This window comes from Nocardia sp. CA-120079, assembly GCF_050955745.1.
In the GTDB taxonomy this organism is placed as follows: domain Bacteria; phylum Actinomycetota; class Actinomycetes; order Mycobacteriales; family Mycobacteriaceae; genus Nocardia.
Window position 1 is genome coordinate 5,614,135 of the sequence record NZ_CP192088.1, and the last position, 15,100, is coordinate 5,629,234.

Annotated in this window: 11 protein-coding genes and 1 pseudogene; 10 read left to right on the forward strand and 2 right to left on the reverse strand. The window is 65.9% G+C overall.

Translation table 11 applies throughout. The features are described 5' to 3' along the window. The first annotated feature begins 228 nt into the window (after nucleotides 1-228). The 10 genes and pseudogenes from ACQPYR_RS25860 to ACQPYR_RS25905 all read left to right on the forward strand — a co-directional run bounded on the left by ACQPYR_RS25860 (nucleotide 229) and on the right by ACQPYR_RS25905 (nucleotide 13,081). Complete coding sequence (locus ACQPYR_RS25860; protein WP_433635247.1) at nucleotides 229-1,305, forward strand: glycosyltransferase family 4 protein; 1,077 nt, start codon at nucleotides 229-231, stop codon at nucleotides 1,303-1,305. After that, nucleotides 1,302-2,447: pseudogene (locus tag ACQPYR_RS25865) on the forward strand (glycosyltransferase family 4 protein); the annotation flags it as partial. The gene ACQPYR_RS25860 and the pseudogene ACQPYR_RS25865, both read left to right, overlap by 4 nt. Nucleotides 2,448-2,568: 121 nt before the next feature. Next, nucleotides 2,569-3,981, forward strand: a complete 1,413-nt coding sequence (locus ACQPYR_RS25870) for a lipopolysaccharide biosynthesis protein (protein WP_433621529.1) — start codon at nucleotides 2,569-2,571, stop codon at nucleotides 3,979-3,981. Further along, complete coding sequence (locus ACQPYR_RS25875; RefSeq protein ID WP_433621530.1) at nucleotides 3,978-4,991, forward strand: CgeB family protein; 1,014 nt, start codon at nucleotides 3,978-3,980, stop codon at nucleotides 4,989-4,991. The genes ACQPYR_RS25870 and ACQPYR_RS25875 overlap by 4 nt, the downstream gene beginning before the upstream one ends. A gap of 76 nt (nucleotides 4,992-5,067) precedes the next feature. Beyond that, nucleotides 5,068-6,450 carry a hypothetical protein gene (locus ACQPYR_RS25880; RefSeq protein ID WP_433621531.1) on the forward strand — a complete coding sequence of 461 codons (1,383 nt, stop codon included), beginning with the start codon at nucleotides 5,068-5,070 and terminating at the stop codon, nucleotides 6,448-6,450. Further along, the gene (locus ACQPYR_RS25885; protein WP_433621532.1) at nucleotides 6,441-7,760 is read left to right on the forward strand and encodes a protein tyrosine kinase; all 1,320 of its coding nucleotides are present in this window, start codon (nucleotides 6,441-6,443) and stop codon (nucleotides 7,758-7,760) included. Before ACQPYR_RS25880 ends, ACQPYR_RS25885 begins: the two co-directional genes overlap by 10 nt. Continuing rightward, the gene (locus ACQPYR_RS25890; protein WP_433621533.1) at nucleotides 7,757-9,112 is read left to right on the forward strand and encodes a glycosyl hydrolase family 28-related protein; all 1,356 of its coding nucleotides are present in this window, start codon (nucleotides 7,757-7,759) and stop codon (nucleotides 9,110-9,112) included. Before ACQPYR_RS25885 ends, ACQPYR_RS25890 begins: the two co-directional genes overlap by 4 nt. Nucleotides 9,113-9,114: 2 nt before the next feature. Further along, entirely contained in the window at nucleotides 9,115-10,437 is a 1,323-nt protein-coding gene (locus ACQPYR_RS25895; RefSeq protein WP_433621534.1) for a GNAT family N-acetyltransferase, read from the forward strand. A 122-nt stretch (nucleotides 10,438-10,559) separates the two neighbouring features. Then, nucleotides 10,560-11,948, forward strand: a complete 1,389-nt coding sequence (locus tag ACQPYR_RS25900) for a glutamate-1-semialdehyde 2,1-aminomutase (RefSeq protein WP_433621535.1) — start codon at nucleotides 10,560-10,562, stop codon at nucleotides 11,946-11,948. After that, nucleotides 11,945-13,081, forward strand: a complete 1,137-nt coding sequence (locus tag ACQPYR_RS25905) for a glycosyltransferase (protein WP_433621536.1) — start codon at nucleotides 11,945-11,947, stop codon at nucleotides 13,079-13,081. Before ACQPYR_RS25900 ends, ACQPYR_RS25905 begins: the two co-directional genes overlap by 4 nt. A 148-nt stretch (nucleotides 13,082-13,229) precedes the next feature. Here the strand turns inward: ACQPYR_RS25905 and ACQPYR_RS25910 are convergent, their stop codons facing one another. Both ACQPYR_RS25910 and ACQPYR_RS25915 read right to left on the reverse strand, forming a co-directional pair. After that, nucleotides 13,230-13,760 (reverse strand): sigma-70 family RNA polymerase sigma factor, encoded by a 531-nt coding sequence (locus tag ACQPYR_RS25910; RefSeq protein WP_433621537.1) that lies wholly within the window; start codon nucleotides 13,758-13,760, stop codon nucleotides 13,230-13,232. Nucleotides 13,761-14,089: 329 nt separating this feature from the next. Beyond that, nucleotides 14,090-14,809, reverse strand: a complete 720-nt coding sequence (locus ACQPYR_RS25915; protein WP_433621538.1) for a GAF and ANTAR domain-containing protein — start codon at nucleotides 14,807-14,809, stop codon at nucleotides 14,090-14,092. Nucleotides 14,810-15,100: the final 291 nt, after the last annotated feature.

Consider the following 15,100-nt stretch of genomic DNA (forward strand, 5'->3'; position numbering starts at 1 on the left):
CGAGATTCGGCGCCGGCCGCGGTGGGTTCAGGTGAATCTGTTCGACCTCGGTTGACCGACAGCGGACTGGTCATCCGCCCGGGTCGGAAGTTGATCTCAGTCCCGCCAGAACCATCGAACTCCCTTAGACTGTTGCGCGGGAAGCGAGTTCAGATAGCTGGCTCGTCCCATCATCGCCAGAAGCAGGGGGCCGCGATGACGGCAGCGACCGGGGCATTGCGCGTGCATATGACGGGTTCCGAATGGTTCTCGGCAGCACCGGGCGGACTCAATCGTTATTTCACCGAACTATTCCACGCACTCGCACGGCAACCGGGCGTACAGGTTTCGGCGTCGGCGTTCGGCACGACCGGCGCCGATGTTCCGCCCGGCGCTCGGTCGTGGGGACGAACCGGCGGTTCGACCATCACCAGGGCCCGCTCCGCATTTCTGGAGCGGGCCGAACTGGGCCGCGCGAATATCCTCGACCGGCACTTCGCGCTGTATGGTCCGGCGGCCTTCGCGCGAGGCGGGCGGGTGCCGCTGGTCGTGCACTTCCATGGACCGTGGGCAGCCGAGAGCCGCCTCACCGGACAGAGCGAAATCGGTGCACGGGCGAAGTATCTGCTCGAGCGGATCCGCTATGCGGGTGCGGACCGATTCGTAGTGCTGTCCAATCACTTTCGTGAAGTACTCAGCGACGACTATCGGGTCCCGGCCGACCGGATCCAGGTCATCGCGCCGGGTGTAGATCTGACCCGATTCCGAGCCTCACCGATACCGACCGGTACCCGCCGAACCGTGCTGTCTGTGCGCAGACTCGAACGCCGGATGGGCATCGATACGCTACTGCGCTGTTGGCCGGGCGTGGTCGCCGAACATCCGGACGCTCGACTCGTCCTCGTCGGAACCGGGACCGCCGAGGGCGAATTGCGCGCCCAGGCCGCGGGCACCGGGCTGGGCGATTCGATCGCCTTCGCGGGAAGTGTCGACGACCGACAACTCACCGACCTCTATGAACGGGCCGCACTCACCGTTGTCCCGACCACGGCGCTCGAGGGATTCGGACTGATCGCCCTGGAATCCCTGGCGGCGGGTCGTGTTCCGATCGTCACCGACTGTGGCGGACTACCGGATTCGGTACGCGGACTGGATTCTTCGCTGATCGTGCCTGCCGGGGAGGCCGAGGCACTTGGCGCACGGATCGTGGCCGCGCTGAACGGCACACTGCCGACGCCCGAACAATGTCGCGCGCACGCGGAAACTTTCTCGTGGGATGTCACAGCGGAGCGTCATCTCACGATGTATCAGGAATTAAGGCGATGACCCCATCGAGGACGACCAAAGCCCTCTTTCTCGCGCATACCGCGGCGCCGTCGGGCGCGGAACTGGCGACGCTTCGGTTGCTTGCCGCGCTGCGCGAGTCGGGGCTCATCGATGTCGCGCAGATCTATACGGAGGACGGCCCGATGGTCGAACGCATGCGGGCGCGCGGGGTCGAGACCCGCGTCGTGCGCGGTGCTTTCGACAGCCGTGCCATGACCATCGGGTCCGGGCCGGTGCGGCTGGTCGCCGGATTCATCGCCCTGCTGCGATTGGGCTGGACGTTGGGCGCGACCGCGCGCGAGGTGCGCGCCGATGTGCTGATCGCCGAGAGCACCAAGGCTTTGGTGATGGGTGCGGTCGCGACGCGACGAGCGGGAATTCCGCTGGTTTGGCAGGTACACGATCGAATCTCGGTCGACTATTTCGGCCGACTGCCGACGGCGGTGATCCAGTTGCTCGGCCGACTCGTGGCACACGGTTATCTTGCCAATAGCCGAACCACCTTGCGCACCTTACGGATCGGCCGTCGTCCGGCGGTGGTGGCCTATCCGGGTGTGGAACTCGCCGAGGATATCGAGCGCGCCGCGCAGCGTCCGCCCACCGAAACGGTCGTCGTCGCCGTCGGCAGGCTGACGCCGTGGAAGGGCCAGCACGTGCTGCTGCGCGCCATCGCGGCGATGAAAGTGCAACCGCGACAGATCTTTCTGATCGGCGGCACCTTCTTCGACGAGGAGCCCTACCGGGCCGAATTGGCGTGCATGGCACAGGAATTCGGGCTGCCGGTCATCTTCACCGGTCACGTCGACGATCCTGGAAGCTATCTGCGCAATGCCGATATCCTCGTGCACTCCTCGGTACTTCCCGAACCATTCGGACAGGTCGTGGTCGAGGGTATGCACGCGGGCTGCGCGGTGATCGCTTCCGGACCGGGCGGCCCGGCCGAGATCGTCGAACCCGGTGTCAATGGACTGCTCGTGGACGGCGGCGATCAGCGACAACTCACCACCGCACTCGACACCCTCATCGCCGATCCGGCGCTGCGGACCCGCCTGGCCACGGCGGCCCGCACCCGCGCCGGGGATTTCGACATCGAAACGTCGGCGCGCACCGTCGCCGCCCTCCTGAATTCCATAACCCAACGCAACGGTGCGGTATCTGATCGGCGGCGCTCGCGGGGCCCTACGTGGTTACGCTCCGCTACCGCCTCCGGGCCCGTCGCTCCCGCCGCGGGGGGCCACCAGAATCCGCGAGAACGGACTCCGCATGTCTGAACACAAACATGCCGCGGGCCAGCCCACCGAACCACCGACGCCGACCGCCACCGGCGGCGCCCATCGCAACGACGAACGCGGCGCGCCCGGCGGCGGCCTGCACCGATCCCACGGCCTCGGCGGGGTGCTGCGCGATATCGGCTACGTCACCTTCGGCAAGTACGGACAGTACGTCATCACGATCGTCACGGTTCCGCTGATCGCGCGCGTGCTCGGCGCACACGGCTTGGGCCTGTTGGCAATAGGTATGTCGTCGTATTTCATCGGCTCGCTGCTGGTGGATCTCGGCATCACCTCGTTCCTGGCCGCGCGGGTGCACGATTCGCGCGAACGCGATGGCGAGAGCGCCCGGCTGCAGACGATCAATCAGTTGCGCGGCGATTATCTGGCGATCCGCGCGAGCACCCTCGGCGTCATCGGGATCGCGCTGCTGCTTTGTCTGGCCGCGAGTGCGTCGGTGCAGGTGGACATGATCCTGTTGGGCCTGTTCGCGGGAGGATTCTGGTCGGTTTCGGAGGATTGGCTGTTGATCGGGCAGGGCCGGTTCGGAGCGTCGACCGCCTATCAAGCGGTCGGCCGGGTCGGCTATCTGATCCTGCTCGTCGGGCTGCTCCCCCGGATGCCGAGCGCGCAGCTCGCACTGCTGTGCCTGCTGCTGTCGTCCGTGCCCACGGTGGCACTGACCTGGTGGGATTCACTGCGCAGCTTCGGCCCGCCCGCGCGGCCTCGGCAATTCAAGAGCGTATTGCGAACGGGTGCACCGGTTCTCACATCGAGGGTGCTGGTGACATCCTATGGCCAGGGCGCGGCCGCAGTGTATTCCGCTGTGCTGGACACGGTTTCGCTCGGCCTGTACTCGGCGGGCGACCGGCTTGTGCGCGCGATCCAATCCACCCTGGATCCCATCGGATTCGCGCTGCTGCCCCGCATGGCGCGGCGCAGCACCGATCACCGATTCTGGCGACACGCCCTGCTGGCGCTGGCGGCCTGCATCGGTGTCGCCACCGTGGCGGCCGTGGCCGTCTGGCTGGCCGCGCCACTGTTGATCCGCCTGGTCTTCGGTGACGAATTCACCGGAGCCGTCGGGCTGTTGCGAGTAGAGATCTTCATGCTGCCCGCCACCACGATCACCTCGTTCGTCACCACGGCGCTGCTGCCGGTGCGACAGGACACCACAGGTGTGCTCATCGGTGCGGTGCTCGGCACCTGTGTCGCAGGCGTCGCTCTGTTCATTGCTTTCCGGACTCATTCGGTCTGGACACTCATCTACAGCAGTGTGCTCGTCGAATTCAGTACGGCTATATGGTATCTCGCGCGCGTTCGCACATTGATCGTGCGCGAACGCACGGTGCCCGTAGCCTCGAGTCCCGCCGTGGTGCTGATGCGCGAGGAGGGCACCGCGTGAAGATCTTGTTCATCGGGGACGACTGGGTCGGCAGCAATGCGCGCTCGCTCGCGGACGGCCTCCAGCAGGCGGGCCACGAGGTGGTGGTCGTCGACTCCACCCCGGTCACCCTGCCGAAACGACTGTCGCCGCCGTGGGTCTACGCCAAGTTCGCGCGCAGGCGCGCGCCGTGGACCGTCACCGACCTGCACGGCGAAATCGACCGTGCCGCAGCACAGTTCCAGCCCGATCTGGTCTTCGCGTTCAAAGCCGTGCACCTCGACCAGCGCAGGTTGTTGGACCTCCCGGCGCGGCTACACGTGCACTACAGCCCCGACGATGTCGCCAATCCGGCGAACGTCAGTCCGGAATACCTTGCGCACGAACCTGATTGGGATCTGATCGTCACCACCAAGCAGCACAATGTGCCCGAACTCCTCGACCGGGGCGCGAAGGCGGTCGGTTTCGTCCGCAGCGCCTACGATCCGGCGTGGCACTATCCGGCCGCGCGCGGACGGACACCGCGCTACCTGGTCGGCTTCATCGGCGTCTGCCGCCCCGATCGCCGAGCCGATCTGGTGGCGCTGGCTCGCGAACACGGCGACCGGATGCTCGTGCGCGGTCCGGGCTGGCGGCGGGTTCCGGAATTGCGCACCACCCGCGCCACGGTGGGCGGCCCGGTCTACGGTTCGCGCTATTCGGCCGTGGTCGCCGATATCACCGCGAATCTGGTGCTGCTCAACTCCGACAACCGTGACACCCACACCTGTCGCACCTTCGAAGTGCCCGCCGCGGGTGGGCTGTTCGTCGGCGAACGCACCGATGAACATGCCGAACTCTTGCGCGACACCGTCGAATGCTTCCTGTTCACCGATCAGACCGAACTGCGCGAAATCCTGGACTGGTGCGCGCGGCATCCGGAGAAGGCGGACGCGATCGCCGAGGCCGGATATCGGCGGATCGCCGACGGCGGGCACCGGTACGTCGACCGAGCGCGCGAGATCATGGCCGTACTCGAGGCGCAGTCATGAGTGAGCGCAGCGAGCGAACAATCAACACAGCCGCCCAGGCGGGCGTGACGGAGCCGAGCGCCGGCGAGGCGCAGGCATGACCGCCTATTCCGAGATCATCGCAATCGGCTGCGCCCTGGTCACTTTGGTGGTCGCCTCGGCATGGGTGCCCAGCGTCGCACGGGTTTTCATCATCGCGCAGGCGGCATTCTGGTCGCTGTCCTACCTCGCCCGGCCGCTAGTACTGCTCGCAGTGCAACCCGAACCGCACTACGGCGACAATGTGCCCGATCCGCGACTGGCCGTACTCGGCTACGACCGCGGCATCGCACTGGTGCTGCATCATGTCGTCTTCGGCTTGTGGGTTTACGCGATACTGATTGTGGGATATGCGATCTGGTCGCGACATCATCGGGTACCCCGCCCGCCGGCGATGACCGGCAATCCGGATTTCGTGCCCGCCCTGGCCACCATCTACGTCATCGGACTGCTCGGTAGGGGCGCCTCCTACGCCTCCGGATCCACCGGGCACGCCGGTGATGTCGACAGCGCCAATCCGATTCTCGCCTTCGTCAGCATTCTCGCGACCGTCGCGGCGCTCGGACTGATCATTTTCATCCGACCGGCCCAGCCGCGCACCACCGCGCTGTTGATCGGTGCGCTGTTGGCCGGGGAACTGATGTGGACCGTGGTCGTCGAATCGAAGACCCCGATTCTCGGTGCCGCGTTGGCCGTGGCGGTCCGGTTCGCGATACTCGGCTGGACCAAGGCCAAGGTGGTCGGTGTGCTGGCCATCGCGGTGCTCGGCATCGGCGGTTTCGGGTGGTTGCAGTCGTTCAAGACCACCGAGGCAGGCACGGCCGAAGCAGCGATGACCAGTTCGGCATATCCGCCTTCGGTGCGGCCGTTCCTGAGCATCCTGCGGCGCTTCGATCTTCTCGAGGCCGCAACCGACGCCTACTATCACGGCACCGGATACTGGCTCACGCCCGCCGAGGAGTTCCGCCACGCCGCGCTGAGCCTGATTCCGACCCAATTGCTCGGTGCCCCGAAATTCCAGTCGGGTACCGCATGGGCCGACGACGTTCGCGGCGCCTCGGTGGACATGACACGGGTCTCGGTGTCACTGGCCGAGGGAAATATCAACGAGGGCTATGTGATCGGCGGCTATACCGGCATCGTGGTGAGCGTCGGCTTCACCTTCGTGCTGCTGCTCGCCTGGGCCAAAGCGCTGTATTCCCGGTACTTCCCGATGGTGGTGCTCGCGCTCGCGCTGACCGGAGCCTCCTCGCTGTTCGAGCGCGGCATCCTCGGCAGCATGGAGGCGCTCGGCAAATTCCTGCAGGCCGCGGTCCTCGCGACGCTGATCTATTTGGCGGTCCAGGAATATCGCCGCCGCGCGAAACCGCGGGTCCTATCGCAGCCACCGCAACAGCCTTTGCTCGTCATCGGGAAAAGAGGTTCCGAACAATGGGGTTGATCGACTACTGGCATATCGCGCGTCGTCGCTGGATGCTGATGCTCGGTGTGCTGGTGCTGTGCCTACTCGCGGCGGTGGGTTACGCACGCAGCCAACCGACGAACTATGTGGCCACGAGCAGCGTCTACGTCTCGATGGCGACCGGAACCTCGGTGAACGATTCGTATCAGGGCGGACTGGCCGCCCAGCAGCGCGTGCGGTCGTACCTTGGCTTGGCCACCAGCGCCAATGTCGCCAAGCGCACCATCGACGATCTCAGCCTGAAGATGTCGGTCGACGAACTGCGTGCCAAGATCACCGCGGCATCGCCGCCCGCCACCACTTTGATCGTCTTCTCGATCAAGGACAGCTCACCCGAACGCGCCCGCGATATCGCCAATACCGTTGTCGCACAGTTCCGTCAGTTGATCGGCGAACTCGAATCCATCGAGAAGGACGCCGCACCCGCCGCCCGCGCCGAGGTCGTGGACCGGGCCGAACTGCCATCCGGAGCGAGCGGTCCACAATCGACCCGGCTGCTCGCGCTCGGTGTGCTGGCCGGACTCGCGCTGGGCGGGCTGGCCGCCTTCGTCCGCGATCGCACCGACCGCAAGCTGCGCACCTCCAATGATCTGGAGGCGGTGCTGGCGGGCCCGATTCCCGGATCGACGCGTACCAGCGCGCCGGTGCCGATCCTCGGCATCATCGATCTCGGTCGTCCGGGTGCGGTCGAGGAAACCCGAAGGCTGCGAACACGTTTGCAGCGCAACGGTGCGGCGACGACGGTGCTGCTGTCGAGTCTGTCGCCACGGTCGGAGCCGGAAATCGCGATGGCACTGGCCAAGTCGTTCGCCGATACCGGCCGGCATGTGGTCTATATCGACGCCGACACCTCCGGTCACGGCGGATCACAGCAGATCGCCCTCGGGGCGGTGCCCGGACTGGCCGGTGTCCTGCACGGATCGCTGTCGGTCACCGATGCGCTGACCGGCTGGCCGCAGGCCGGGGTGACGGTGCTGCCATTGGGCGAGCTGGATGAGCACACCTCGGATTTGCTCGCCTCCGACCGGTTCGCGGCCGTGGTCGCCAAACTGCGCACCGATTACGACCATGTAGTGATCCAGGCCGCGCCGGTCGCCCACGCCGCCGATGCGATCGCCCTTGCCCCGCTGTGTGAGCAAACCGTCGCGGTGGTCGAACTCGGCACCAGCACCGCACCGCGAATCCGCGGCGCACTGGCCACATTCGGGGACAACCTGCTCACCGGCGCGGTAGCGTACAGCAAGCGCGGCACGGGTATACAGCGGCTGGTGGGGAGGCTGCGCCTGTGAATTTCGAGGCTGTCCATCGACGGCGACTGCTGGCCGCATCCCTCGGCGCCGCCGCCGCGGTACCCCTGGCTGCCTGCTCCTCCTCCGACTCCCCGGGTGTCGAATTCCGATCACCGCATGTCAGCGACGCACCGTCGGCGCGCAATGTCCGCGACTTCGGTGCGGTAGGGGACGGCGTCGCCGATGACACCGCGGCGATCCGGTCGGCGGCAGCCGTCGGAGACGCGCCGCTCGTACTGTATCTGCCCGCAGGACATTACAAAGTGACCTCCTGGCCCGATCTGCCCGACTACGCAACGATTCTCGGCGACGGCGGCGATGTCACGCTGGTCACCTGCGATGCCGACATCACGCTCATCACACTGCGCAAACGCAACCGGGTGCGGTTCTCCCGCATCGGCTTCTTCCTGACCGGGCCGCGCGCGACGGCGGTGGTGCTGTCAGAATCGTTCCGCTGCTCCTTCGACGGCGTGGTGATCCGCGGCAATCACCTCAGCGACAACCATCCGCGCTTCCTGCAGCAGCGCGGTGTGGTCCTCGAAAACAACACCGGTGGAACGGCATTCGTCAACTGCGATATCAATAACTTCGGCTTCGGCATCGTCACCTCCTGCATCCAGAACTACGTGACCTCCTCCAAACTCACCAGCAACTACATCGGGGTGCTCGGCACCGGCAACAACCACAACGCGGGGCTATCGCTCACCAACGTGGAATTCGTCTCCGATGAGGATCCGCGCACCACCGATCGGCATATCAGCATCGACGGTGCGGCCAATGACTGGTGGCTGACCAATGTCTGGTTCGAAGGCGCCGATACCGCGCTGTCGGTGGGCCAGCGCGATCGCGGCGGACCCGCTCAGTTCGGCATGATCAACTGCAAGGTCGCCGCGCGCACGGTCGGGCTCGACCTCGTCCACTGTCGGCAGCCGTATCTGGCCAATGTGCAATTCGACAAGGACTCGGACCGGCCGCCGATCGAGTTGCGCATCGACGCGACGGGCTGTCCGGAGGGCACCGCGGTCAACCTGATCTCCAGTGCCGCCGATGATCTCGCGCCCGGCATGTTTCCGGAGAAGTGGCACGTCATGGGGCGCCACGGCATGCACGCGCCGCAGTACAGTGGCACGATGGTCGGCCGGGCAGGGCAGGGCAATGCGGATATCTACCAGGCGCAGGCCCCCGACGGCACCGTGCGATCGGCCGTATTGTCCAGCGGTGCTTGGCTTTCCGACCGCGCGGAGAGCGGGCTCGTGCTCAAGGACGCGGCGGGCGGCTACTGGCGCCTATTGGTCGGCACCGATGGTGCCGTGAAAACAACCTCGCTCGGCCGCCAACGACCACGGGAGTGAGCATGTCCAGCAGTTCGTTGTCCGGAATCCGGCTCGGACCCATGACATTGCACGGCGCGACGGTCGTACTGCGCCCGCCGCGGATCGATGACTACGCGCAATGGCGGCGGATCCGGCTCCGCGATCAGCGCTATATCGAACCCTTCTGGTCGAGTTCGCCGCTGGACTGGGACGCGCGACATACCGGAAAGCTCTGGGTCCGTGAATGTCTCAGCGTGCGCGCGGAGGCGCGGGCGGGTCGCCGACTGTCCTTGGTGATCGAGGTCGACGGCAGACTCACGGGCCAGATCGAACTGGTTTCCATCGAATCCGGCACCGGATCCGCCGAAATGGGGATCTGGGTGGATGCCGAAGTGGCACGGCATGGCATCGGTGGCCTGGCCTCGTCCATGGTGCTGGATTTCGGTTTCGGACCGGCAGGACTGCAACGCATTACCGCCCCGATCTCCCCGGCGAATCTCGCCACCGCGTGCGGCGCCGCCCTCATCGGATTCCAGCGCGAAGCAATGATGACCAGGTATTTCGATGTCGGTGGGGCTCGGCGCGACCACGAACTGTGGGCGATCACCAAAGCCGCGAAACCACCGAACGGCTTCGCGCGGCACTGGATCGAGAGCCACTCGACCCGACATTCGGAAACGCCGCAGCCCGCCCGCCCGGACACCGACACCGATACGCCGCTGAACAGGACTACCGTGCTGGCCGCTATTGCCCGCTACTGCGCGGGCCGGGCACTGCACCGATTCGATCCACTGCGCTCACCGCCCACAACCCGCCTGACCGATGACGACGATCCGAGGGTGGTGCTGCGCAGTCGGCACCTGCTGGACCGGACCGGGTGGCGGATCGCGCGAATCCGTAACCGCGTCGCACTCGATCCGGAGCCGAACGCACCGGCCGCCGCATGGGAGCGTCGGCACGGACGAATCGCTTGGCTACGCGAATTCTTCTGTGCTCGTGCGGGATTGCGATCCGAACGGGGTCTGGTGCTGGCGGTCGAGGTGAACGGCGATTACGCGGGCGAATGCCGATTGTTCGATCTGGATATGTTCGATCGCAATGCGCGCATGTTCGTGTGGACCGATCCGGCCGTCGGCGGTGAGCAGGTCCGGATGGCGGCCACCCGGCTGCTACTCGACCACGCCTTCACCGCACTCGGCCTGTGCCGGGTGGCCACCGCCATCGAACCCGGCGATGTGCATGCGGCCGAAATCGCCGCGCGCGTCGGCATGGTCCGCGAGGGACGCATGCGCTGCTTCGTCGGCGCCACCGGTCGCAGGGCCGATCACGACCTGTGGGCGGTTACCACCCCTGTCGCCCAGTGACGAAGTTGCGCGGACACGCGGCCACACCGGACGTACAGTGAACCGGAGAACCTATCGCGCGCAAGCCGATTCGTGCCGGGGGCCCTGTGTGCGCGTGCATCATCTCTGCCCAGGAGTTCAGCATGGACCACGTCGACCGCGGCCATACCAACCCCGACAACCCCGCGGCCCGTCGCAACCGTTTCGCGCGCAGCAACGAGCTCCAGGCACGGCTGCACGATCTGGTACCCGGCGGTGCGCACACCTATGCCCGCGGGCCGGATCAGTATCCGGAGTTCATGGCGCCGATTCTGGTGCGCGGCGCGGGCTGTCAGGTCTGGGATGCCGACGGTAATTGCTATGTCGAATACGGTATGGGTTTGCGTTCGGTCACCCTCGGCCACGCATACCGCCCGGTACTCGAGGCCGTGACCAGGGCGATTGCCGACGGTGTCAGCTTCAGTCGACCCACCGAGCTGGAATTGGCTGCGGCACAGGACTTCCTGTCGCTGGTGCCGGGCGCCGATATGGTCAAATTCGCCAAGAACGGCTCCGACGCCACCACCGCCGCGGTGCGGCTGGCCAGGGCGGCGACCGGGCGCACCGTCATCGCGGTCTGCGATCAACCGTTCTTCTCGGTGGACGATTGGTTCATCGGCACCACCCCGATGGCCAGCGGCATTCCCACCGAGGCCGTCGCAGGCACGATGAAGTTCCAGTACAACGACCTGCCGTCGCTGGCCGCCGTGCTGAATACCGGCGCGGTCGCGGCCGTGGTCATGGAGGCGGCGACGGCACTGGACGAGCCCGCACCCGGCTTTCTCGAAGGGGTGCGCGAACTCTGCGATCGGCATCGCACCCTGCTCATATTCGACGAGATGATCACCGGGTTCCGGTGGTCGGCGGGTGGTGCGCAGGCCATCTACGAGGTGACACCCGATCTGTCGTGCTGGGGCAAGGCGATGGGCAATGGTTTCCCGATCTCGGCGCTGGCGGGTAAGCGCGAGTTCATGGAACTCGGCGGGTTGCGTACCGACCGCGATCGGGTGTTCCTGCTGTCCACCACGCACGGGCCGGAATCGGCTTCGCTGGCGGCATTTCGGGCGGTCGCGCACGAATACACCACCGGCGATCCGATCGCACGGATGGAGGACGCCGGTCGATTGCTCGCCGACGGTGTCAACGCGATCGCCGCCGATCTCGGTATCGCGGACTACCTGCAGGTGCTGGGGCGTCCTTCCTGTCTGATCTTCGTGACGCGCGATCCCGATGGCCGACCATCCCAAGAGTTCCGCACGCTATTCCTGCAGGAGCTGTTGGACCGAGGTGTGCTCGGTCAATCCTTCGTAACCTCGGCCGCACATACCGAACCCGATATCGACCGAACCATTACGGCGTGCCATGAGGCGGCGAGCGTGTACCGCAAGGCAATTGAGCAGGGCACGGTCGACGGGTTGCTGGAGGGCCGCCCGGTGGCTCCGGCCATTCGGCGCAGGGCCGAGCCCCGACGCATCGACTCGGTGGCCCAATGAACCTGTCGCACAATGGGACCGGATCGGCGCGGATCGCGATCGTGCACGAGCGGTTCACCGAATTCGCCGGATCCGAGGCGGTGGTCGGCGAATTCGTCGAAACCTGGCCCGACGCACAGGTATTCGCGCCGATTGTCGATACGGCAAGCATCCGACCGCCGCTGACGGCGGTGCAGGGCACCTGGCTCAGCCGCGCATACGCCGCCACCGGTCGTCGCTCACATGCCCCGCTGTTGCCGTTCGTGCCACACGCCCTTCGACAGCTGCCCTTGCGCGGACGGTTCGACGCGGTTCTCATCAGTCATCACGCCTTCGCCACCCAGGCCGCGTTCGCCACGGACGCACCGACCATCGTGTACGTGCACAGTCCGGCCCGCTGGGCCTGGGATCCGGAATTCCGCGCACAGGAGGCGGGCGGGCGGGCAGGGCGACTCGCACTCACCGCACTCGGCCGGCTCGCCCGTCGCGGCGAACTGCGCGCCGCCCCACACCTCACCCATGTGATCGCCAACTCGCACGCGGTGGCCGATCGCATACGCGACTGGTGGCGGTTGCCCTCGACCGTGCTCAATCCCCCCGTGCGGGTCGACGATTTCACCCCCGACCCGAGCGTGCCCCGCGAGGACTTCTTTCTCGCCGCCGGCCGCCTGGTCCCCTATAAACGCCCCGACCTGGCCATTCGCGCCGCCCAGCGCGCGGGTGTACGCCTGGTCGTCCTCGGCGACGGCCGCTTTCGCCCCCAGCTCGACGCGATCGCGGGCCCCGAAACCACCTTCCTCGGCGCCACACCTTTCCAGACCCTGCTGGACATGTACCGCCGCTGCCGTGCCCTGCTCATGCCGGGCATCGAGGATTTCGGCATCGTCCCCGTCGAGGCAATGGCCTGTGGCACACCGGTGCTCGCGGTCGATCAGGGCGGCTCCCGCGATACCGTACGCCCCGGAATCACCGGCGAATTCGTCGAACACGGCAGCGAGGAGCACGTCATCGCGGGCCTGGCGCAGGCCATGCGCGACTTCGATTCCACCGCCTACGATCCGACCGTCATCCGCGCCCACGCGATGACCTTCTCCCCCAAGTCATTCCGCGCTGGAATCGCCGATATCGTCAGCAACACAATCGGATCCGGATAACATTCGATCGGTCTCGTGCGGACGCTCTACTTCCGCCTCGAAGGATGCCTGGATCGAGGCCAGGGATTCGCCGGCTCACTGCCCGCACCGACGACGGCTGCAGCCGGACGCTGCCGTTCACCGTCGGCACGGGCAGTCCGACCCGGCGCTAGTTGAGCGGTTCGGACAGGTCGGTCTTCAGGTGCTCGAGTCCCGCCCGGATCCGGGATTTGACCGTGGGGAGACCGACCCCGAGACGCTCCGCCACCTCGGGATAGCTGAGGCCGGAATAGTACGCGAGCGCGATGGATTCGTGCTGGAGAGCGGTCAGATGGGTGAGGCTGCGACGCAGGGCGTCCCGTTCGTCGTGCCGCACCGCCGCCTCGGCCACCACATCGGTCGGGGGTTGATAATCGCGGCTGCCCCAGGAGTGATTATGGTCCATGGTGGCGCGTTCGTGCCGGACCCGGTCCACGGCCTGGCGATGAGCCAGCATGCGCAACCAGGTGAGCACGGAACCGCGGCGCTCGTCGAACCCGATCGCACAACGCCATACCTCGAGGTAGACGTCGTGACAGGTCTCTTCGGCATACCCACGGTCACGGACGATCGCAAGCACCCGACGATAGACCAGACCGTGAGTGCGGCGGTAGAACTGGGCGAAGGCCTCTTGATCGCCGTCGCCGATGCGATGTACCAATTCTGCATCGACACCGTCGGATTCGATATCAATCCGATTACGAACCGGCCGAGCGACCGACCGCAGAGTGGTTGGAAGTCGTTCGGACCGATGCGAATTGCGTTCGGACCGAGATGAAACGAGCAGGATCACGATTGCCCCCAGACAAACAAGTGATGCGACATGCAGGTTGATTTCGACGTATGAAGCTGCGTCGAAGCAGACCGTCGAGGGCATGGACGGCACTGGCGGAGAACGGAATCGGCCGGGGACTGGGGCCGATAGTCCAACTTTCACATTACCGCGCCGCGCGCAAATGATCATGCACTTTCGCGCAGTAGTGGATTTACTCAGATGCGCAGGCCGAGTTCGACGATCCCTTTCGCCACCGCATGCACGGCGACCCGATTCTTGCGAGCATGTGTGCGGATCAGTTCGAACGCGACCTCCGGCGTGGTCCGCCTGGCATTGGCGATCACACCCTTGGCCTGTTCGATGACGATCCGCGAATCCAGCGCGTGCTGCAACTGCGCGGTCAGGCGCTGCTGGCGGCGTAGCACGTTGGAATTGACGATGTGGCCCGTCGCCATGCTCGCCAACAGTCCGCCCACCGAGAGATCCTGGTCGGTCCAGATCCGTGGGCTCGGGCCGTAGAGGCCGAGCGCACCGACCGTGGTCTCGCCGACCCGCATCGGAATCTCGGCCAGCGACGACAACCCATGCCGGACCGCCTCGGCGGCGAACTCCGGCCAGCGCTCGCCGTGCCGACCGATATCGTCGATCGCGATGGGTTTGCCGGAGCGGTACGCGTCCACGCTCGGACCGCGTTCGCTGCGATGCTGACAGAGTTCCATGGCCACCAGTTCATCCGGAGCCGCGGCGGCCATGCGGGAGCGCTCGTCGGGCGTCAGCGTCTCATCCGGCATCAGCATGACGGTGCAGCCGGCCAGATCGAGCGCGACGATCGCGCTGTTCATCAGCTGGCGCACCATCTCGGCGGTGTCACCGATCGCAGGTAGCAGCTCGGCTAGTCGCGCTGCCGCGGCAACCAGCACCTTGTTGTCAGACACCCGAATCACCCCACATGTGCGAAAATCGGTCGTCCCCTCAAGTCCCGCGCCGCACTTGCTGACGTTTCCATGGTATGGCTAAGCGAAGTAACACACCACAATTTCGACACCACCATGCTCCTTTGAATTATCCAGCTACTCATCGGATTCCGTTGACCGGCCATCGGTCAGTGGTCGACATGACTACTATCCGAATGCCACGATGGACGACAGGCTCGACCTGACCGTGCCACAACGATGTGCCCGGTGAGGCTTATTTTCGCTGAATTCGCTCCGTTTAAATGTGCCGCA

What these genes read in the sequence shown, in the direction of transcription:
- ACQPYR_RS25900 (WP_433621535.1), top strand. Translation starts at nt 10,560, where the DNA reads ATGGACCACGTCGACCGCGGCCATACCAACCCCGACAACCCCGCGGCC.
- ACQPYR_RS25870 (WP_433621529.1), top strand. Translation starts at nt 2,569, where the DNA reads ATGTCTGAACACAAACATGCCGCGGGCCAGCCCACCGAACCACCGACG.
- ACQPYR_RS25895 (WP_433621534.1), top strand. Translation starts at nt 9,115, where the DNA reads ATGTCCAGCAGTTCGTTGTCCGGAATCCGGCTCGGACCCATGACATTG.
- ACQPYR_RS25860 (WP_433635247.1), top strand. Translation starts at nt 229, where the DNA reads ATGACGGGTTCCGAATGGTTCTCGGCAGCACCGGGCGGACTCAATCGT.
- ACQPYR_RS25885 (WP_433621532.1), top strand. Translation starts at nt 6,441, where the DNA reads ATGGGGTTGATCGACTACTGGCATATCGCGCGTCGTCGCTGGATGCTG.
- ACQPYR_RS25905 (WP_433621536.1), top strand. Translation starts at nt 11,945, where the DNA reads ATGAACCTGTCGCACAATGGGACCGGATCGGCGCGGATCGCGATCGTG.
- ACQPYR_RS25880 (WP_433621531.1), top strand. Translation starts at nt 5,068, where the DNA reads ATGACCGCCTATTCCGAGATCATCGCAATCGGCTGCGCCCTGGTCACT.